This window comes from Pedobacter sp., assembly GCF_031119335.1.
Lineage (GTDB): Bacteria > Bacteroidota > Bacteroidia > Sphingobacteriales > Sphingobacteriaceae > Pedobacter.
On the sequence record NZ_JAVHXT010000021.1, the window covers coordinates 25,995 to 47,567 of the forward strand.

15 protein-coding genes and 1 pseudogene are annotated in these 21,573 nt (G+C 37.0%); 2 read left to right on the top strand and 14 right to left on the bottom strand.

The genetic code is table 11. The features are described 5' to 3' along the window. Window positions 1-13: 13 nt before the first annotated feature. The 7 genes from REI64_RS17395 to REI64_RS17425 all read right to left on the bottom strand — a co-directional run bounded on the left by REI64_RS17395 (window position 14) and on the right by REI64_RS17425 (window position 8,686). Complete coding sequence (locus tag REI64_RS17395; protein WP_308851426.1) at window positions 14-1,630, bottom strand: DUF6850 family outer membrane beta-barrel protein; 1,617 nt, start codon at window positions 1,628-1,630, stop codon at window positions 14-16. A 10-nt stretch (window positions 1,631-1,640) separates the two neighbouring features. Continuing rightward, complete coding sequence (locus REI64_RS17400; RefSeq protein WP_308851427.1) at window positions 1,641-2,954, bottom strand: DUF4876 domain-containing protein; 1,314 nt, start codon at window positions 2,952-2,954, stop codon at window positions 1,641-1,643. A gap of 36 nt (window positions 2,955-2,990) precedes the next feature. Beyond that, window positions 2,991-5,999 carry a TonB-dependent receptor gene (locus tag REI64_RS17405; RefSeq protein ID WP_308851428.1) on the bottom strand — a complete coding sequence of 1,003 codons (3,009 nt, stop codon included), beginning with the start codon at window positions 5,997-5,999 and terminating at the stop codon, window positions 2,991-2,993. 192 nt (window positions 6,000-6,191) lie between these two features. Then, window positions 6,192-6,977 (bottom strand): histidine kinase, encoded by a 786-nt coding sequence (locus tag REI64_RS17410; RefSeq protein WP_308851429.1) that lies wholly within the window; start codon window positions 6,975-6,977, stop codon window positions 6,192-6,194. Continuing rightward, a complete protein-coding gene (locus REI64_RS17415) occupies window positions 6,970-7,617 on the bottom strand; it encodes a hypothetical protein (protein WP_308851430.1) in 648 nt (215 codons plus the stop codon). The genes REI64_RS17410 and REI64_RS17415 overlap by 8 nt, the downstream gene beginning before the upstream one ends. Next, window positions 7,610-8,263, bottom strand: a complete 654-nt coding sequence (locus REI64_RS17420) for a hypothetical protein (protein ID WP_308851431.1) — start codon at window positions 8,261-8,263, stop codon at window positions 7,610-7,612. Before REI64_RS17420 ends, REI64_RS17415 begins: the two co-directional genes overlap by 8 nt. Before the next feature lie 6 nt (window positions 8,264-8,269). Beyond that, on the bottom strand, window positions 8,270-8,686 hold the full coding sequence (locus tag REI64_RS17425) for a hypothetical protein (RefSeq protein WP_308851432.1): 417 nt from the start codon (window positions 8,684-8,686) through the stop codon (window positions 8,270-8,272). 221 nt (window positions 8,687-8,907) lie between these two features. Between REI64_RS17425 and REI64_RS17430 the strand changes: the two genes are divergently transcribed. Further along, the gene (locus REI64_RS17430) at window positions 8,908-9,579 is read left to right on the top strand and encodes a response regulator transcription factor (RefSeq protein ID WP_308851433.1); all 672 of its coding nucleotides are present in this window, start codon (window positions 8,908-8,910) and stop codon (window positions 9,577-9,579) included. A 268-nt stretch (window positions 9,580-9,847) separates the two neighbouring features. Then, window positions 9,848-10,387 carry a hypothetical protein gene (locus REI64_RS17435; protein WP_308851434.1) on the top strand — a complete coding sequence of 180 codons (540 nt, stop codon included), beginning with the start codon at window positions 9,848-9,850 and terminating at the stop codon, window positions 10,385-10,387. Window positions 10,388-10,491: 104 nt separating this feature from the next. Here the strand turns inward: REI64_RS17435 and REI64_RS17440 are convergent, their stop codons facing one another. The 7 genes and pseudogenes from REI64_RS17440 to REI64_RS17470 all read right to left on the bottom strand — a co-directional run. Then, complete coding sequence (locus tag REI64_RS17440; RefSeq protein WP_308851435.1) at window positions 10,492-11,208, bottom strand: hypothetical protein; 717 nt, start codon at window positions 11,206-11,208, stop codon at window positions 10,492-10,494. 44 nt (window positions 11,209-11,252) lie between these two features. Beyond that, window positions 11,253-13,205 carry an OmpA family protein gene (locus REI64_RS17445; RefSeq protein WP_308851436.1) on the bottom strand — a complete coding sequence of 651 codons (1,953 nt, stop codon included), beginning with the start codon at window positions 13,203-13,205 and terminating at the stop codon, window positions 11,253-11,255. A gap of 12 nt (window positions 13,206-13,217) precedes the next feature. Further along, window positions 13,218-14,183 carry a type IX secretion system membrane protein PorP/SprF gene (locus tag REI64_RS17450; RefSeq protein WP_308851437.1) on the bottom strand — a complete coding sequence of 322 codons (966 nt, stop codon included), beginning with the start codon at window positions 14,181-14,183 and terminating at the stop codon, window positions 13,218-13,220. 27 nt (window positions 14,184-14,210) lie between these two features. Beyond that, window positions 14,211-15,506 (bottom strand): gliding motility-associated C-terminal domain-containing protein, encoded by a 1,296-nt coding sequence (locus REI64_RS17455; protein WP_308851438.1) that lies wholly within the window; start codon window positions 15,504-15,506, stop codon window positions 14,211-14,213. A gap of 216 nt (window positions 15,507-15,722) precedes the next feature. After that, entirely contained in the window at window positions 15,723-16,229 is a 507-nt protein-coding gene (locus tag REI64_RS17460; RefSeq protein ID WP_308851439.1) for a hypothetical protein, read from the bottom strand. A gap of 5 nt (window positions 16,230-16,234) precedes the next feature. Then, entirely contained in the window at window positions 16,235-19,561 is a 3,327-nt protein-coding gene (locus tag REI64_RS17465; protein WP_308851440.1) for a DUF11 domain-containing protein, read from the bottom strand. A gap of 78 nt (window positions 19,562-19,639) precedes the next feature. Next, window positions 19,640-21,573: pseudogene (locus tag REI64_RS17470) on the bottom strand (collagen-like protein); the annotation flags it as partial.

Sequence of the window (21,573 nt, forward strand, 5' to 3'; positions counted from 1 at the left end):
TTGATTTTGAGCACTAAAAATTGCAGCCCACGCTTGCTCCTGCTATGCCGAAACTATTCCCTAAAAACTGAGTATCAAATGCCTTAGTATAATTGTAGTTTAACTTGGCATAAGGTGCAATGTTTTGCTTAAGCTTTTTAGTGTATTGCAAACTTAAATTGGCCATTACTCGTGGTTTAGTAAAGTACTCAAATTCTTGATAGAGGTATAAGTCCATGCTTGTAGGTGCCACCTGACTAGCCGATGGCGTAGCATACAAACCGTCATATTTAGCTATACCACTACCAGATCCATAGCCTAAACCTACAGCAAAACTATATATTCGATTAGCCTTAATGATGTTTCGTTTTAAGTTTGCATTTGCTTGGTAACTGTTAATGGTTTGGTCTCTGTAAAACGGATAAATTGTAGTTGTTTGCTGGCGACGAAAATAGCCTGTGGATAAATTAACTTCCCATCGAGGATTACGATTTTGAACATTTTTAAATAGCGTGTAATGCAAATGTGCTGACAATTGTTGCTTATCAAGCACTTCGCTTTGCCCATAATAAACTATTCTTGAAACGCCGCCAGTGGTAGTTTCCCGTCTGTAAACGTTTTCGTTATTCACCAAGGTTTGATGATTAGCACTTATCGAAATATACTGTTCTGTTTTAGTTCCTATAATAGAAAGGGTGCCATTGTAACTATAATTATTCCCTCCATGCTGCGTATACAGCACACTTGCCGTTCCATCTTGACCATAAAAACCTTTTAAAATGCTAAAGGTAAATTCATTAAGATAACGTATTTTTTTATCTAATTTAATATTTAACTGAAAAGCAGCTCCATGGTTAAAGTTTGTCATTGGCGTTGAGTTTTCACCAGAAGTATAGCCATATCTATCAAAAAGTTCTGACCGTCCGTAAAAAGAACCAAAACTAATAAGCGAAATGAACTGTCTATCAGTATTACCGTAACTTCTAAAAGCAATACTCTCTATCCTTCTATCATAATTATAATTCAAGCCAAATTCAACTTTATCATTAATTTCATAAAGCCCACCAATTGACAAACCTAAGTTTAACAACTTATTAATGTGACGTAAATCTTTCATTTTGGCAAAATTTGATGCCTGATAATCTATGCTTCCACCTATGGTAAATTTTGATGTTAGCTGTGTACTCACGGCTCCTGTTAAACCATAAGTCTCTAGCTGTTTTATGCCTTTGTTAGCATCATCTAGTTCAACAATATCAAAAGAGTTTAAGTAAGGGTCCATGAAACTAGAGCCACCCATATTGTTACCTGTAAAAGTGCTATAGGTTACATTTCCTAAAAAAACAACTTTTGGGTTCAAACGATAAATGGACTCGGCACTTAGCCCGTAAGTGTAACTGTTATCAGTTTGATGAAAATTTTTAAACTCGCCGTTATCTTTATTAAGAAATATTTTAGCAGTTGAGATTTTTGGAAGGGAAAAAAATCTTAACCCTGATGCATTGCTTGAAGAAAGCCAAGTATTACTTTTGCGAATGTAATCAATATCAGTAAAAACAGTATCTATTTGTTGCTGCGCAATAAGATTGGCGGAGCAACAAACTCCGCCAAAAAATACGATAAGCCTACATATTAACAACTTAAACCTCATCAACTGATAATTAGTTAGTTCTTAACGACGCTCTACTACGTAAGTGAAAATCATTGGTTGAATTATTGGTATCCTTATAAATAATACGGGCACCATTCCTAATAGAAGCTTCTGCATCAATTCCACTTGGATCGGTTGTTCCACCAACTGCGGTTGTACCAAATTGATAATTATGAACCAATTTTTGCTCATTACCTGCTATGGCTTTAGTAGCCTGCTCATCAACATTACGGTATAGAGAATATCCATTTCCATTTACATGATATACATAACCGGCATCAACAGAAGGCAAGAAACGTTTTTTGTTGTTAGAATTATTTAACAAATAAGACTCTACCCCGTCAACAATCCAACTTGTTGGAACCTTTCTACTCACGTATCCAGTTATGGTACTAGTTTGAGAAACATCATTTCCAAAAGCAACCGGAGTAGTGTTTTGAGGATTAAATATAAAAAAGCCGGGACTGGTATTGCTCAATGCCCAAGCAGCGCCTGTTCCATATTTCACTGTTTTTAAATAATGATCTGTAGGAATATTTTCTCCTGCTACTCTATATGTGGCAGCATGATCAAAACTTGCTAAATCATAAGTAGCATAGTATGCGGCATTATTTAAGTTAACTGATTTACTGTAAGTAATTGTGTTATTAAGAGAGTTAGCCAACGCTATCACAATTTGCTTTCCGGGCTCTACTACAACATTTTTTTGAAAATACCATATGGCTTGTCCGGCAGGCATCCAATTTTCATTTTCATAGGTCAATTTACCATCAGCACCATAGTAGGCATTATTTGTTAACTGTGCATTATAGGGAGCAACTGTTGCCAAACATAAATTATCAAGGTTTGCCGCAGTATTTGAGTTGTTGTATAAAACAACGTATCTGTCATAATTAAAAACACCTGTATCATCGGCAGGTGTTCCGCCCATAAAAAGTTCCTTAATTACAATTTGTGACGTTTTTGATTCTATAAGATCCAATTTGATAACATTATCAGCGCTCCACCCGTCAACAATGGCAACATTACTTTTTACGCCGTTATAGATAAATGCACTCCCAGAGTTTGATCTTGAATCTGTTGCAGATACTTCATAAATATCTGTTGGCACATTAAAAATGGCCTTACCTTCAACATTCGTTTTAGCTTCGAAACTTGTACCCTTACCTGTTAACTTTACCACAACATCAGCTGTTACAGTTAAAGAGCTAGTAGCAGGATAAGCTAGTTGAACAGTAACAGAATGTACCTTAACTGTTTTATCTTTTTTACAAGATAAAAACACTAGCATTGTGAAAAGCATTAAGTATGCTATTTTTTTCATAATAATTGATTTTTATATATTTGAATTAAATGGATTTTAAATTTTTAACCTTAATGATGCGCCGTAATTAAACACTGGTATCAACGAACTATTAAATAAAGAGGCTTGTGTTCCGGAGCCCCTGTAATACACTTTCCCCAGATTGTTTAAAAAATTGTTAGCAAAAAACGAAAGTGAGGCAAAGCGCCCTATCTCTTTGGTAACAGCTAGGTTGGCAGAGTAATAATTAGAAACGCGACTGCTGTTAAAGTAATAATTAGTGTTGCTTTTTTGAACCAGTTTTGCTAATTCATTATACAAAGCAACATCGTTGTCTTTTGCCCACAAAAATTTTTCAGCAAAAGGAATTTTGACATTCAAATCATCAAGGCTTACGTAATAATCTGGATAAAGACCTACAAATCTGTCGCCTCCATAAATATCTGTTTGTTGAGTAGAAGGTGTGTAAGCATCTCGATTATCCAAAACAATTCCTCTCTGCTTACCATTGATCTCGCTTAAGTTTCTAGATAATTTATAAAAAGAAGCTTCCAACCTTGCAGATAGAATGAGGCGTAATTTAGGGATGTGAGTTATAGCAGTAAAATTCATATCTACCGATCTAGACATTTCCCCATTTGCTGAATTTGCTCCGCCGCCAAAAAAGCCAATATACTTATAAGGTTTCCCATTAGCCATCATTTGCGTACTATTAGGCATATATGCAGATAATGTTTCCTCTATTCCCTTATAGGTGTAATAATTTCCATCAACCCTTATGGTAGTTTTTAAGGCTTCTATTTTTTTAAAATCAACCGTCCAGGTAATACGGTTGCGTGTTACAGCAGAACCATTAATATATTTTGTGTTGGACAAAAAAGTGTACATATCTGCATAAGACAATGTTTCGGTAGGAAAAGCTCCAGTTTTATCGGTTACCGTAACTATTCCTGTATATTTATTTATGGTATATATACGATTTACACTTGGTATAGCAGATTGCTCTAAGTTTACTTGACTAGTTAACTTGTAAAAGAAAGGGGTATAATCTGTTTGATAGGTGTAAGGATTAGAAGTTTTATCTTGAGACGCTGTAATAAAAAGTTTGTTTCCAGCAATATTCATATTAATGGCAATTTCCTTTTGCACATTACTTTGCCACTTCAAGTCAGGATTAAATATTCTTGTTCGGGGCATGGTATAGTAGGCATAAAATGTTTCACCACTAGCTGTGGTACCAGGCGCAAAGGTTAAAATATCTCTAAACGTAGGAGTTGCAAAAAGCACATCAAAACCTGGCAACTTAACTGTTTTGCCCCATCCTAATTTCACATTAAAATCGCTTACCACCTTGTTGGCTTTTTCCCATAAGATGTATTTGGCATTTAGCCTAGGCGACCAACTGCTAACCAAACCGTATTCAGAACCATTAATGTCTGTAATATCGCTTCTAATACCCGCAACTAATTGTAAAATAGTATGGTTTATGGGAATACTTAATAAATCTTCTGCGTAAAACGCATAATTTTTTACGAAAGATTCTTGGTCATATCTATATTCTCTCCAAGTTGGTGCATATCTAATATCATCATAATAAACCCCTTTACCATTATTTCCACTCACACTAAACTCGCTTCCAAGCATCAAATTATTGCTTAAATTACTGTATTGTTTAAACCAGTTAGCTTTGAGTTTACCATTGTAATTGATGAGCTTATTATCTACATAATTTATTTCATACCAATAACCTGGGGGAATTAGAATAATAGGCGCATTTGCGTTGTTCTCATAGATTTCGCCTACATGATAGCCGTTTGTACTGGTGCGGATAGATGGAGTTGAAGCCGGTGCAGACTTATTATTACTGGTTTCACTAAGCTTATCATTATAATTTAATGTGCCAGATGCTTCCAAATTTGTAATCCAAGATTTATTAAGTAGCCATTTAGTGGAAAAATTAGCCCTAAGCACATTGTCATTTAACTTGGTATAAGTGTTTACAAACAAATCAGGATCAGCTTCAGAATTATATCCGCCTATGTTACCCGTTATACCAAAATTAAAAGTAATTGGGCTACCATTTTTTTTATTAAAAGTATTATTGTAATTAGCTGATAGGCTATTTCTTTTATAATCTGTAAAAGGGGAAGCTAAATTGGAGATAGATCTTGTGTAATCTAAATTCAAATTGAGCACACCATTATTCCCACCTAAGTTTAGCCCCTTGCTTAAGGCAACCTGCTTAGTATTTGGCCGTGTGGAAAGCTCAAGTATATATGGAGAAATACCTTTTCGAGTATTTATTTTTACCATACCATTGGTAACATCTCCAAACTCTACTGATGGTAGTCCAGTCACTATTTCAACTGATTCTATATTACTCGTTGAGATGTTCTTTGTATCTACTCCATGAACCCTAGTTGTTGAAGCCGATTGATCTCTTAACCCGTTGTTTGATAATCGAACGCCATCTATTTCTACGCCAACTCCGAAAGTAGGGTTTCCACGTTCGCCATTTGCTCCATTAATTTCAAAGCGTTGTTCAGCCGTTGTTGCCAAATGAATGCTTCTATTTGTTTTACCACCAGGAAGCAAAGCAGAAACATCAGTTACATTTAACATCTGCAAATGATCCAAGGCAGTCCTGTCCATCAAGAACGAAGTCGCTAAATCAGTTCCTTTTTTTGCGGTAATTTCAACTTGCGACAAAGTCAGGTTGTCTTCATCCATTAATAAAATTAAGCCGGTTAAATTTTTATCGAGCGTGTATTCGTACTCACGTTTTACGAAACCTAGGTATTGTACACTCAATTTTACTTTACCAGCAGGGATATTTTTAATGATGAATTCGCCTTTAGCATTTGCATTTGCCCATAAGCCATTATTGGGAACAGCTACAATAGCAAACTCAACGGGTTCTTGATTACGTCTGTTAAGTACCTTTCCAGAAATAGAAAATTGAGCAGAAGCAATATTTACAAACCCAATTAAAACCGCAAAAACAAGCAAAAGCCTTTTTTTTTCAGTTCTTTTAGTTTCATCAAAAAAGTTTATAAATACACTCATTTATCTGGCAATCATTTTGCCTAGTAGACTAGAGAGCGCATAGCTACGTAGCAAATTGCCGCAAATATAATGTTATTTAGACTAAGTCAAAATAAAAATCCACTAATTTGATGTAGATTATTTAGATATCATCTTTTTAGAAATGTAGTCAGATTAGACGTTTGTAGGAAAACGATTTCAAAATTGAATTTGCTAACTAGCTAAAGGGCATTGCATCGAAATAGCAAAACCTTGTCCTACGGCAGTTTCTATTTGAAAGTTAGCATTAATCATTTGCAAGCGACTTTGGATATTCTGCATTCCCATCCCATTTCGTTGTTCCAAAATCTGCATTTCAAATCCCCTACCGTTATCTTTATAGTAAATAGAAAGCTCTTTATCCGAAACTGCAAATTTAATCACAATCTCAGTGGCTTGCGCATGTTTTAAGGTATTGTTTACCAATTGAGTAAGTACTCTAAATAATGCTAACGAAGATTTCTCTTGCAGCTGCACATCCTCTATTTGGGCATCACTTTCCAATAAAATTGATATCTCACCTGTATTGTTAATCAATGCTACAAAAGCCTCTATAGATGCAAAAACTCCAAACACAGCTAATCCTGGAGGCGATAAATCATGCGAAATATGTCTCACATCAACAATCATTTTATCTATCAACTCTTTGGCATCTGTCAACACCTCCTCTTGGGGTTCTGTTACTTTATTTTTTAAGGAATTGAGCATTAATTTGATGGCAGAAAGTGTTCCACCAATTTCGTCGTGTAAATCTTGGCCTATTCTTTTACGTTCAATCTCCTGCGAATCGATAACCGCACTCAGTAATTCCTTTTGTTGCGTTAGCTGAGCCTCTTGCATCTCTTTCTTTTGTTTCCAAACTACACCCTGGTTTCTAATATAGAACAATAAAAAAGATGCTATCAAGATAAGTAGCAACACCACCCCATAGAATATCAACAAATAAACATTATCAACCATTTGTGTTTTTCTTTATTAAACTAAAAGCCTTGGCAAATGCTAAGTACATTGCTAAAACTAAGATAGAGTGTATATCCCAAATTACTCTATTCAACTGCCTATTAGATGTTACAAACACAAAATAATTAGAAAGTATAAATATGAGCGTTGCCGCTGGAAAATAAACCAAAATACCAATGTTAATCCAACTAGATGATTGCTTTAACCAATCTTCTACAAAACCGCTTCTATATAAAAACAATAGACTAACGGCCGTTATCATAATAGCTTCTAATGGCCGGGTATAGGTATTAAACTCATTTATACTTTGTAAGAAGAGAAAGTTGGTGATAAACAATAAAGGCAATACGAAAATAGCGACAAGCAGAAACCTTTTTATAATACTATTATGAAATGCAAAGAAAAAATACAACAAGAAAAAAATAGTTTCTATTATAGTATAAATGTGCAATAAGAAAAGATTTTTAATACCATAATTACTTAAACATATTGCCACAGCATTGATGATCCCAGCTGTAATTAAATAAAAGAATAATGTCTTTTCGGCCTTATTTGCAAACTTATATTTACGTAAGAAAACTCCTATAGGAATAAGAATGCTCAATGGTACCAAAAAGGCAGTTAATAGGTTTCTAAACATTAATGCCTGAAGTAGTTTTTTTGATCAGACTAAATGCCTTTGTAAATACAAGATACATTCCCAGAACCAAAAAAGCGTGTATATTCCAAATAGCTCCAACCAAAAACTTATTTAGGTCAACAAAGGTGAAATAATTAGAGAGTATAAAGATGATGCTTGCTGTTGGAAAATATAACAGTATTCCCATATTAACCCAGTTGATTGGAGAACCTAACCAGTTATCACTAAATCCACTTTTATAAAAATACGCTAAACATAGCGTAGTAATAATAAGTGCTTCGAGAGGTCTGGTGTAAGTATTAAATGTAAAAATGCTTTGAACAAAAGTGAAATTAATAATACATAGTAATGGGAAAACTACCATTAAGACCTTAATCAACTTTTTAATCATCTTATCCTTAAAAATAGAACTAAAATAGGTTAAGAAAAAAAGAGCTTCAACTAAAGTATATATATGTAGCACCGGTAAGTTCTGAATACCAAATTTTGCTAAACCGACAGCAAATGCATTAATGAAGCCCGCCACAATCAGATAATAAAATATAACCTTAATAGATTTATCGGCATGTCTATTTTTATATATAAACATGCCAATTGGTATTAAGATACTAAAGGGAACCACAATTCCCATAAAAAAACTACTCATTTCTTCTTATTCAATATACAAAGGACTAGTATTGTCGCACTGCACTGGACACGGCTGCGTAAAATCATAAATATCACTATCATCTTCCTCATCACTTCCTACACCATCTGTATGAGCCACAATATCAGCGCCAGCTAAATCTACAGGCACAATAAGTGCAGTAACATCATCTGGCAAATCTTCGTCCCCTTCTTTAACAGCAAAATATGCCCTGACTCCAGTTAGCGAATTTCTGATGTTACCATGGTCATCTAGGCTTTGAAATTTCTCGATAATAGCCATCAAATCCGCTATCGGAATAAATACAGCTCTTGGAATGTTGGCTTCGGGCACTTTGTTAATTAATTGATTGCGAAAGCGTGTAACTCGATCAACAGCCTCTTGAAGAGGTACCGTTGGTACGTTAATTTTAGACTTCATCATTTGTTTATTTGAGGGTAATTTAAAAATCAAACCCAATCTCATGGGTTTTAAGTTTAGTTTATTTTTGTCGAATCTAATAAAAAAATGATATTTGCACTTGAAATAAAATACCTGTTTTTTATTCACAGCTGCATATCAAGTACATTAATTCAATTAATGAATTATTTTTAAGCTTGTTGTGCAAATTCATATTAATAGTAAGTTTTTAGCCGTATTTTTAAATGACAATTAACATAGCAATAGCAGATGACCAAAAATTATTCAGAAAGGGAATGATTGCATTAGTTAATTCCTTCGAAAGTATGTCTATCGTATTTGAAGCCGAGAACGGAAAACAGTTATTAACACTTTTAGAACAGGAGAAAGTAATACCAAACATCATCTTATTAGATCTTTCTATGCCTGAGATGAATGGATTGGAAGCTCTAAAAGTTATCAAAGAAACCCACCCTTCTATTGGCGTTATCATTCTAACTATTCACGAAGCTGAGCACCATATTTTAGCAACCATACAAGCAGGTGCAAATGCCTATTTGGCCAAAAATGCCGAACCAGAAGAAGTAGAAAAAGCGATTAGGGAAGTACACAAAAACGATTTCTATTTTACCATGCCCATGTTAGAGATCATGAGGAAAGGATTAATTAAAAAACCTCAACCCTTAAATCTAGATCAAAACGAAAACCCACTTTCGCCACGAGAAATCGAAGTGCTACAACTTATTTGCAAGCAGTTTAGTAGTGTAGAAATTGCAGAAAAACTCTTTCTAAGTAACAGAACGGTAGAGGGGCATAGAAACAATCTTTTAACGAAAACTGGCAGCAGAAATACTGCTGGCCTAGTTTTATATGCCTTGAAACATAAATTGGTAGAGATAGACGAGCTGTCTAACTAAAGCGGCGATAAAAACTTGTTCCTAACTCAATTTTTAACCTCGCGGTCTACCTTACTTAACCAACCAATCTGAGTTCTATTATTAATGTGCTTTATATTTAAAACATAGGTTATTAATCGAACTTGAGTGACCCAGGTAAATTTACCTAGTAAGCAAGCAAACTTACCTATTTAGCATTATACGCAAAACCGCTCTATTTTACTCATTTTATTATTTGTCACTTAGTAGTGTCAAAACAAGGCTCTCATCTAAACAAATAAGGAATAAAATGAAGCATTACTTTTCTTACCCAATGAGTAACCATGTTGCCGATGATATGGTATCTGTAGGCAGTTTTACAGCTGAAGAAAATCAATTTAGAAATATTTCTAATGAAATTCTTCCAATTGTTAAAGAACTGATTAGTCACTGTGCGTCACATGGGCTATTTATCAAGATACTAAGTAGGAATACCGTTATACGCAGATGTTTAATTAATGATTTGAATTTTGATATTACGGCAGCTTTAGAAGCTACAGAAAACCAAATTGACTTAGCTTACCATAATTTCGGTCTTGCTTTCGGGATTGGAATATATGAAAGTTCTGCTTGCGGCCAACTTAAATACCTAGATCATCAGGTGTTTTATGACAAAGTTGGAAGAATAGGAGAATCTATGGGTTTAACCTGGGCAGGCAACCACCCTTTCTTATCCAACTTACGCTACTTCGAAATTAGACCAACTTGGGCTAAAAGCATGAGCGAAAAGGAAATGATAAACGAGTTATATCGCAGAAAAGATGCCCAAATAAGCCTTATCGCTTCATAAAGCTATACACAAAATTTAGCTCTCAACCGGTTCTTTTGCGAACCAAATCCAAAGCTCTGACCCGTCAGAGCTTTAAACGTTTTCATTCAATTTACTTTAGCTATTCACAAATCGAAAGCATCTGTACTAAACTTATTAACCTGGTAAAGTTTATCGTAATGACGCTTTTGCAAAAACTTGATATCTTTTGATCTAATTGTTCTCTCGGGGTACTCTTTTACCAGCACATTTATCATTGCCGAAGCAATCTGTTTCATGGTAACTACTTTGTTTGGCATGAATATTTCGGCAAACGGATGCAGAAACTTCTTAAACTTACGGCGAAAACCAAAAACCTTTTGCGAATGGAGTGGTAGTATCCATCCCGGCCTGAAATGATGCAGCCTTTTAAATGAGAGCTTATTTAGTGCATCTTCTGTCCTACCTATCATCCTTGCCGAAGCCAATTTACTGGTTTCTGTTCTATCCGCTTTGCTATGTGAAAGATAGTTGAACTTAATATCTGGATTGAGCATTAATAATTTCACCGCAAAGTTCAGTGTAATATCAAATATAATTTGTTTATAAATATGCTCGCTCAGATACATCGAATCTATGGAAGCACAATAGAAACAAGCGTCAAAACCGGTCAACATCTCATCAAATCCATCCAGATCTAAGAAATCAGGAATAATCAACTGTCTTACCTTCGGGTGCTTAATAGGGTTTTCCCATCTGCTCACCAACAAAATCTCCGAGATATATGCATCTTCTAGACATTCTAGCAATATGCCCTCGCCAACAAAATTATTGGCACCAGTAATAATTACTTTGTAAGTCATTTGGAGATGATTTTAATCGTTTATGCTTTACTCACCCTATCTTTTTATTGTTTAACAATAGTAAACTCAGTACGTCTATTTAATTGGTGCTGCGCTTCAGTGCATTTTACGCCATTAGCGCATTTGTTCTTCAATCTGCTTTCACCATAGCCTTTAGCAGTAATTCTGTTTTTAGAAATACCTCTATCTATAATATACTGTACTGCAGAGTTTGCCCTACTTTGTGATAACCACTGATTGTATTGATCGTTACCGCGACTATCGGTATGAGAGCCTAATTCAATCCAAATGTTCGGATTGTCTTTCATGATCTTTACCAACTTGTCTAACTCTACAGCAGCATCCTTTCTTATGTTAGATTTATCGAAATCATAATAGATATTTTCAATTCTGATAGGAACATCAAGCTCAACAGGTAATAAGTATAAATCTTTTTTTATTACCGTATTAACGGTTAGATTTTTTGTAGATAAACTATCTAAATGAGATCTAAAACCAGTTTTCAATCCCTTTAAATCATAGTCGCTATCTTTTTCGAGATTGAAATTAAACTCGCCGTTCTCGTCGGTTTGCACCTGCAACGATTGTCCGTCTGGTTTTTTAATGGTTACCAAAGCATCTGCCAATGGTTCTTTAGTTTTTTCATTAAACACCTTACCAGCTAAGGTGAAAATTAGCTGCTGTACTTTATGTTCTGCAAAAGAATAGATATCATCTTCACCTTTTCCATCTACTCTATTAGAAGAAAGGAAACCTGATGTTTTTGAGTTCTTTAAGAATGCGAAATCATCTTGTGGCGAATTGTAGGGGTAGCCCATATTATTTGCTGTAGCTAAACGACCACCTTCATTTTTTGCGTAGAAAACATCTAAACCACCAATGCCTACCCTGCCATCAGTACTGAAATAGAAATCTCCCTGTTCGTCCACAAAAGGCGTGCGTTCGTTACCTTCAGAATTTAGTTCTTTAACATTTACTGCATCGCTCCAACCATTGGCTGTACGCTCGCATTTGTAAATATCTGTACCGCCTAATCCGCCAGGCATATCCGAAACAAAATATAAGGTTTTACCATCGGCGCTAACAAATGGATCACCCACAGAATAGTCGTTTACACTGTTATACCTAAAAGGTACCGGATCAGACCAGTTACCGTCATCTTGCAACGTGCTGCTATAGATTTCGATATTGATGGTAGCCAGCTTGCCTTTGTTATAAACTGGTTTTTTGGGGATACGTGTAATAGCGAAGAAAACTTCTTTTCCGTCTGCAGAAAAACTTGCTGGACCAATATGGTAAGAAGTACCTGCCCTTAGCGGGAACTGATCTACAGAAGAGCTAGCAATATATAAACGCAAATACGATCTACCCGTCCAACCACTTGTGTTCGCATCTGGTTTTACAGAACCATCAAACCTTAAAAATGGGCGATTAATATCTTCTTTTTTACTCGGCTCGCGATCTGACGCAAAAACCAGTTCATTTTTATATAAACCTGCCCCCCATTCGCTAGCAGCAGTATTTATTCTTTGTTCATTAATGATATTTACCCTCTTTGGTGATTTCATCCAAACCATTGCCGAATCGCAGCTATTCAACCACAAACCTAGCTGTTTACTAGGCACATCCTTTTGCGCATCGGCATAAGCTTTGTAATACGTTTTTGCTTCATTAAACTTTGCATTTTTTTGTAAAGCCTTTGCATAATTCAGCAAATGCACTGGCTTGTTATTCGATAATTTTACCGCAATTCCGTACCAACTTTCTGCTTCTATATAATTATTCACCAAAGCATAGCATTCTCCCAATCGTTCTGCGGCATACAAGGTTTGCTTTTTTTGGTAACCCTGTTCATAAAGATCAATGGCCTTTGCATAATTATATAACTCATAATGCTTATCAGCCTCGTTTAACACGTATTGTGCATAAGAAGAAATACTGCTTGCAATTAAGAATAAAGTTAAAATGAACCTTTGTATATTTTTTGAGACCTGCATTTTTAAATGGAATTAGAAGAAACGCGGACTAGCCATACGTAACTTTTTATTATTGAAGAAGTAACCGATAGATATTTCGTGAGTACCGCCCAAATGTGCGCCCATGCTGCCTATTGCGTAATCATATGCGTAGCCAATGCGCAAAGTTTCTGATGGAAAAATCTGCATAGCTGCAACAGCCGAGTTTAGTGTCGATAAGTTTCTTTGTAAGTGATCTTTGTTGTAAAGTTTAACGGCCGTACGATACGAGCCTCCTATCCAAAACTTCTCTGCCAAGATCAAAAAGGCTGTGGCATCTAAACTGGTAGGGCCGCCTCTATCATCTTTTAGCAAAAAAGAAGGTTTAAGTAATATTTCTCTAGATAGCGGTACTAAAACGCCAGCTGTTAGATAATAATGTGGTTTTGGCTGCGGGATGTAGGCATATCTATCGACGTTGATGTACTGTGACACTAGGTTATCCATGCTGAAACCTGCGTAAACACGGTCATTAGAAAAATAAACTCCAGCCCTTGCATCTGGTAAAATAGCATTTTGCATACCTACAGGCTGAAATTGCTCGAAATCGTTGGGGTTTAGCATAGCGCCATTAATACCCAATTGTACTACACCAGCGCCCAAACCAAAAGCTAAACGAGAACTGCCATCTTCATTTAGTGGCAAGCGATAGGCATAATTAGCATAAGCCGTTAGGTTTTGCTGTGCCCCCAACTTATCACTGCTAATTTGCAGCGCTAAACCAACATTACCGTCGTTAGCAATGGCATCTACTGCTAAACTTGCTGTTTTTGGGGAACCATCAATTCCAGTCCATTGGTTTCTGTAAAAAGCGTGAACATTTAACTGCTCACGATAACCAGCATAGGCCGGATTGATATAAATCCCGTTAAACATATATTGGCTAAACTGAGCGTCTTGCTGGGCAAACACTACAGTTGTAGCAAATAGTAAAACGAGATTAGATAATATCTTTTTCATTGTTTTTAGACCTCTACACTTTAAAAACTATTTTTTGAACGCACGAATAAGCGTTACCCAACCTTTAAATACCTGCCAATCTGATGTGCCCGCCTCTTTCACACGTAGCACATAATAATAGGTACCTTCGTTTAAGCCTTCGCCATTCCAATTGTTTTTATAGTTAGTTTGCTTGAAAACCTCATTACCCCACCTATTGATGATAGTTAAATCGTTCTCGGCAAATAAACCAAGACCACGTATTTCGAACGTATCGTTAGCGCCATCGCCATTAGGTGTAAATAGATTTGGAATATTTAGTGAAGTACCTGAAACAGCGTATTTGGTAAACCATGTAGTGTTTGCTGTTGCATCATTAGAAAATATCACACCATAACGTGTGTGTAAGCTAGGTAATGTGTTACTTCCCCTAACAATATCCCATTTCGTACCCGAAACATATTGTGCTATACCTGCGTTAGCATCTTTAAACAAATTACCGTTGGTATAGCTATTGTGCTGTAAGCTCAAATCGGCTTTTAGCAATCTATCTGCGTAGATATGCCAATTTCTATCCATTCCCAATTCTGGCTTAATACCCGATAAGTTGGTAGCTGCATGATTTTGTACGCTGGCATAAATTCTACCGGCTTCTTTCATATCTACCGTTGCAGGTGTATAATCATCTACATCTATACCTATCGGAAATTCAAATTTGCCCGCCGCTGCGTAGTCTTTGATTACATGGCCGCTAATACTGTTATCTGTTACAAACATTCTTCTGGCACTGTAGTTAGTTGGCAAGCCCACTGCATCGAACCCTAAATTGTTACCATTTAAGATAATATTTGCGCCATTAACAGCTAAATTCAGTTCGGCTCCTATATTTAATTGTGCGCCCAATGCCCCTACCGGATTAGTAGTACCATAACCCGGATCGGTAAGATTAGAAAGTACAATGTTGTTATCGTTCCTATGTTCAATTAAAAGTTTAATAAATGCACTGTTGTTACCATCAATATGAGTAGAACCTGCAGGCATATCTACATAATATGGGTTATCTCCAGGATTGTAGATTACAATTTTGCCAGTGCCACTAAATTTTGCTCCTTGGGCAATCCAAACATTTTTACTGTAAATCTCAAGTACTCCGTCTATCACCCAAACTGCATCTGGACCAAAAAAACTACCCTCGGTAAAGCGTTGTTCTATAGTGCCGCTAGCGATAGTAACAGTAGAATTATCTACCGTAGAACTACCTGCACCATTTTGGGCAAGCAATTGAAAATTAGAACCGCAAAAAACGATTGCTAAAAGAGCAATTTTATATATAAAAACTTTCATTCTAATAACTAATCTATTTTAGTTTTCGGCTATGATTTAACTGTAACTACTCTGTTTTAATAATGGTGCAAAGAAAAATATTAATTTAGGGCTGGGCAAAAAATTAAACACTCACATCTACTCAGACTAAACGAACATCTTAAAAAGCTTACCAGCTCTATTCAAATAAATAATTCCGTTGTATATTTTGTAGCTTTTTCATAAACATTGATATGTTTATTTCCAATAGCTCCAAACTGTACCATTAAATACCGCTAACGATTTGGTTACTGTGTCGTAACACATCATACCTGCTACAGGGCCCTTAACCGTTAAATGAGGATTAGCAACGTGAGGTAAAACCATTGCTTTGTTCGTCGACTCTAAAACTAGTACACCATCTGCAGCACTGCTACGGCTCCCTATTACAGTCTTTTTTGCATTATCTACAGTTCCGCTATAAGGCACAGAATTATTAGTTCCAGCTCCCGACAATTCGACCCAGGTACCATTTTGGTACATCTTTATTTTCAGTTCTGTTGGTCTTGCATCAAACAGAAAAGTTCCGTTAGCTGGCGAAGCTGGTAATGCCTCTACCGCTGGCAAAATAATCCCTTTGGTAGTACCTCTGGCAAAATCTAATACTGCAGACGCACTACTTGTTGTCTTAGTTTCAATTAAAGTTTGCGCTTTGGCTATAATGCCGATTAGAAGTATTACTGATGTAACTAAAATCTTTTTCATTATTTTTAATTTATATCACAATTTTTCTCAATACATTTCCACATTGTACCGTTGTACAGTTTTATACAAGCCGCATCAATATCATAAACCAGCATGCCCTCAACCCTTTGAGCTACCGGAATTAAATTAACATTTTGTATTCTCGTAATCACAAAGCCCTTATTTTTAGATTCAATAGCTATAAAGCCATTAGGTACATTTTTTGGCCATCTGTTAGCAAAACCTAATAAATTTGAAATACCAGTTTGGGTGTAGCCATCTGGGGTACCAGTTGCTGGGGGATTTGTACAAGACACCACCCTAAAGGTTACTGAAGCGAAACTTACGTTACTACCAGAAACAGCATCAGGATCGGTATCTCTTATCTCATAAGTATAAGTATAAGTGCCTGGCGGTGTTGTAGCAAGTACGGTAACTACACCTGTAGCTGGGTCAACTTCTGCTATGGAAGTCGTCCAAACAGAATAATTAAAACTTATATTTCCGCTTGTGGCAGTCGTGATTGTAGCACCATTATAAGTATCATTACTAAAAATTGAGGGCAATGTTCCTCCTACTCCAGCGATAATTGGAGTTGTACTGTAGTTATCATCTGCAGCACAAATTGCTGCATAAACGGTCACTTCTTTTGTTGGTGAATAACAACCGTTAACCGAATCGTAGAAAGCAGCATAATATTTTGTAGTACCCGTTAATGCTGTAACGTTGGTAATTTTATTGGTGTTGGTTGCTGGTGTTGCAGTATGCCATGTTAAAGTTGTAAGTGTTGGCTTATTCGATGCTGTCAATCCAGTTAAGTTTGCTGTTGTAACGCCGCATGGAATATTATAAGAAGAATTGATATTCGAATAATTAGTAGCAGGATTCATTGTTGGTGCTGCTGTTCCCGCTTCACAACAGTTGTAAGTCAAAGTAATAGTATTGGTACTTTTAAAAACAACCCCCCTATGATTTTCAGTAATCCCGCGACCAGATGCACGATAAGCAAGATACTTCCAAACATAGCTTTGTCCTAATTCAAATTCACTATCTAAAGTAAAAGAAGTTGCGGCTGGTGTAGCAAACGCTGGTGTATGTTGAATCAGAGGTTTAACACCATATCCACTGTAGAGTTCATTTCCAGAAAGGTTAGCAGCCATCTTACCTTGAACTTCAAACACTTCTGCAAGTATTTTAACACCAGTTGGAAGCACAGATGGCAAACCTATACCCAGGGTAAATGTTCCCAGTTGCTCTAATTCGCCATTTCTCAGAAATTCTGTATAAGCCCTATCCAATGCTACATTGCCAGAAAATGGATAGGAGTAATAAGTAGTAGATGGCGAAGCTCTTCTATTTAGTAAAGGTAAAGAATTATAAACGCTGCCCGTACCTCCATCAGTTGTGTTAACACCTAACATCAGATTTCCGTCTTCAATTCTTATTTCTCTCCACTGGTTATCTATGCCATTTCTATTATTCAAATCACTATAAGTTACAGGAATAATCAATGGTTCAGCTACGCCAGGAACTGCTGTCCCACTAGTTCTTGTATAATAAAGATTTAGTGTACCTCCATTAACTGCAACTGTATTATTAGCAACTGTTTGGGCAAGGTTTAATGTATATGTACTTTGTAAACAAGATACATTATTTTCAATTCTTGTGATTACGGTTGATGAGTTATTGGAAGGATTGGTGTCAAGTGCAGCAGTTGCCGATGCTGTATTTGTAATTGTTCCCGACGCTGAAGCATTTCCCGTTATAGTGAAAACTACTGCACTACCATCTGGAAGAGATGGAATGATTAAACCTGTACCCTGTATGCCCGCTACCGTAACCGAAGCTGGGCAACTTGCAGATCCTCCACTACCAGTGCCAGCTTCACAAGTGATGCCCGTTGCCGTAAAGTTACTTACTGCGGGATCGGTAACTACCACATTGGTAGCTAGACCCGGTCCATTGTTGGTTACATAAATTTTATAAGTTATCGAACCATTAGATGCTACACTTAGTGGTCCGGATTTATTTACCTGAATATCTGTGCTAGAAGTAACTCCAAAACGATTTGTTGTATTGTTAGCACTAGTGCTTGTTCCAATTGTTAACGTAAACTCTCCATTAGGCGAGCCATCACTTGCACCAGAAGTAGAACTTTCGCCAACTGTTGCCCATCCGCTTGGTAATTCTTTAATCGGGGCAGGTTGCCCTACTGTTCCTTGATTTCTACTTAACTGAAATCGTATCAAATCACCTTCAATTAAATTTCCACCCTGCGGAAATTGGAAAACACCAGAAGTGTTTACTGTAGCGGTTGCTACCACATTTCCATCTACTCCAACAGCATTTACATAAAGTGTATTGGCAGTAGTCCATACTCCACCTCCTGTACCGCCACCATCAATGGTAGTTGAGCCATTATTATCACGATAAACCGTCCCATAAACACCAGGCTTTACCAAGGGTAGTATTCCATAAAGAAAAGCTGCAGCTCTATCTATTCGTACAGTACCAGTTCTGGTAACTGTAAATGACGGGTTTGATACCCCTGATCTATATGCCGACAGAAAACGAACACCATCTTGCTCATTATCAGCAGATACAGTTGATATTGCCGTACCCAAGTTATTATTAACATTAACACTTTGTACTGATGTCCATCCAGAAGGCGTAGCCAATACCGTGCCTTGCTGTGAGAGCATTGCGTTAGATAAATACACGATATCGGTTGCGGCATTACCTAATGGAGCTGTGGGTATTCCTGTTTGTGGTGCATCTGGCGTTGGCGAAGTACCAGTTACAGTTAAATTAGATGATGTGTATGCCCTTTCCCTATTACTATTTACAGCAGTTGGAGTTTGTTTGGCATTTGCAAAAATGGCAATAACAACAACCATTTCATCGCCAGCATTTTCAGGAAGATTAAGATTCGGAAAACTAACTGTTGCTGGTCCGGTGGGTAAGCCGTCTACATCATTTAAATACCTAACTAAATAATGATGGCTAAATCTTGTACTGCCAGATGGAGATGCATGATTGTTGGATCTCCCATCTAAGTAAGCACAAGCTATTCCATTTACATTTATAGCAGAAAAACTTGATGTGTTTTCCATCGGTGTATTGTCGGGGTCGAAAGGCCAATTACTATTTGGTGTACCGCCGTGGTTACGTTCCATAAAAACACTAACCAACATCAATCTATTTTTTCCTGCTGGGATATTTACGCTAACAGTTGGTACACCACCTACGCCAGACGCAGAATACGCCTGCGAATGTAATAGCGTAGGTGTCTGAGCATTGGTTATGCTTAGTCCAAAGACTAAAAATAGTATAGTATATAAATAATACTTCATATTGATTTACGATTTAAGAGCGTTTAAATAAACTGTACACGTGTGTCATTAATAAATAATGTTGCACACGTTTACAGTTTATTTATCCTTTCCCAACAACAACTTCTCTAATCTTTCCAAACGTTTTTTAGTCTCTTCAGACTCTTTTTTCAATTTGTCAATTTCGGCTTGTTGTGTATCTATTTTATCTTTTTGCTCAATTGTATGTAAGTACAGTTCTTCTATTTTCTCCAAGCTTTGGATGGTTAATTTTGTCATATCAAAAGTATAACCATTGTTCGCTTTTCTTAAATCAGATATAGAAGTAACTCCTGGTAAGTGATTGTTTGCTTTGATGAAATCTCTCACATAATTCAACGATTTAAACTCGTAGTTAGGGTTAATCGCAGATTTACCATTGAAATATTTCTCAAACACATAATCGGCATATACACTATTTGTGGTATATATTTTACCTGAGGTAGAAATATCGCCCTGCACATGCAGTTTTGGGTTAATGGTTACCCCATCTACCACAAACGATGCAGCTGTTGCGCCACCAATAGCCACAGCACCCATTTGATAGATGTTTTGCGTATTTGCTGTAGCCGAAGTACCTGTTGCCATATTGAACCATGGTTCTATTGCCACATTGGATGCTGGAACAGTCCTTAAAACACCATTAGCATCTGCCACTACAACCTTATCTGTAGCCACTTGTGTGTATGCAGCTGTAATATCTCTTACCCTAACATTTCCTGTAACTACATCTAAACGGTTTGTTGAGGTGATTGTAGGCAATGCTGACCCAGTAAAATTACCTAATGCTATGTTTCCGCTTTCTCCATAAATCCAGTTACCAATATTTAGCTGGTTACTTACGTTATGTTTAGCCTTGGTTTGTGAACCTAAGAATAAACTAAAGTTACCGCCTGTATATCTAATGTTAGGTGTTAAATCATTTATTCTGTTACCTGCTTCAGTACCAAAGAAAGTATTATAATTACCTGTAGTTAAAGCACCTCCAGAGTTTACACCTAGCGCAACGTTGTCCTCACCTGTACCAAGTGAAGTTAAAGCTGTACTACCTACTCCAATATTCTTAAACCCTACCGCTGTTGGTAATACTGAAGAACCTATAGCGATATTTTGTGACTGGGTTGTAATTGCTTGTAAGGAATTGTGACCGAAGACGTGGTTACTACTTCCCGTAGTTAATGCAGTTAAGTTATTTACCCCCATAGCCGCATTAGATCCTCCTTCAGTTAGGCTACCCAAGTTTTGAGAACCTAATACATAATTTGCCGTTCCTGTAGTAGCGCTTGTTAAATTCAATCCACCTACGGCAACATTGTTTCCAGTTGTTGCCAATGGTAAATTTCCATATCCTACTGCTACACTTCCATCACCATTAACTCTTGCCAATTGACTTCCGCCGCCTATTGCAACGTTACCTAATAGCCCATAAGGGGCACCAGCTGCCACAGCTGCATTCATGGCCCCTGCGCCAATTGCAATATTATCGCTTCCTGGCATCGTTGAACCATTACCACCCACACCCGCATCTTGTGAAATATGATTTCTAGTTCCCACTACTCGAACATCAGCTATTGTTGGTGCTACTTTTCTAACTAAACCTGTTCCGCTAACAACCAATATTTCATCAGAAGCTGCTACTCCAGGTTGTAAGCCAGCAAGAGTTAACGTGTTTGCAGCACTTGTAGTTATGGTAGTTGGTGTTACTAAAGCTCCACCTAATTGTATGTTTGTTGGTGTTGAGAAATTCAAACCGTTGTTAACTGTTGCCGTAAATGTTCCAGTTGCTCCTGTAGCACCTGTCGCCCCCTGAATACCTTGAGTTCCCGTTGCTCCTTGTGGACCAGTAGCGCCAGTTGCACCCTGAATACCCTGAATACCTTGCGCTCCCGTTGCACCAACCGCTCCGTCAGCACCTGTAGCGCCCTGCGGACCTGTTGCTCCGGTCGCTCCCTGGATACCTTGGATACCCTGTGCACCGGTTTCTCCTGTTGCTC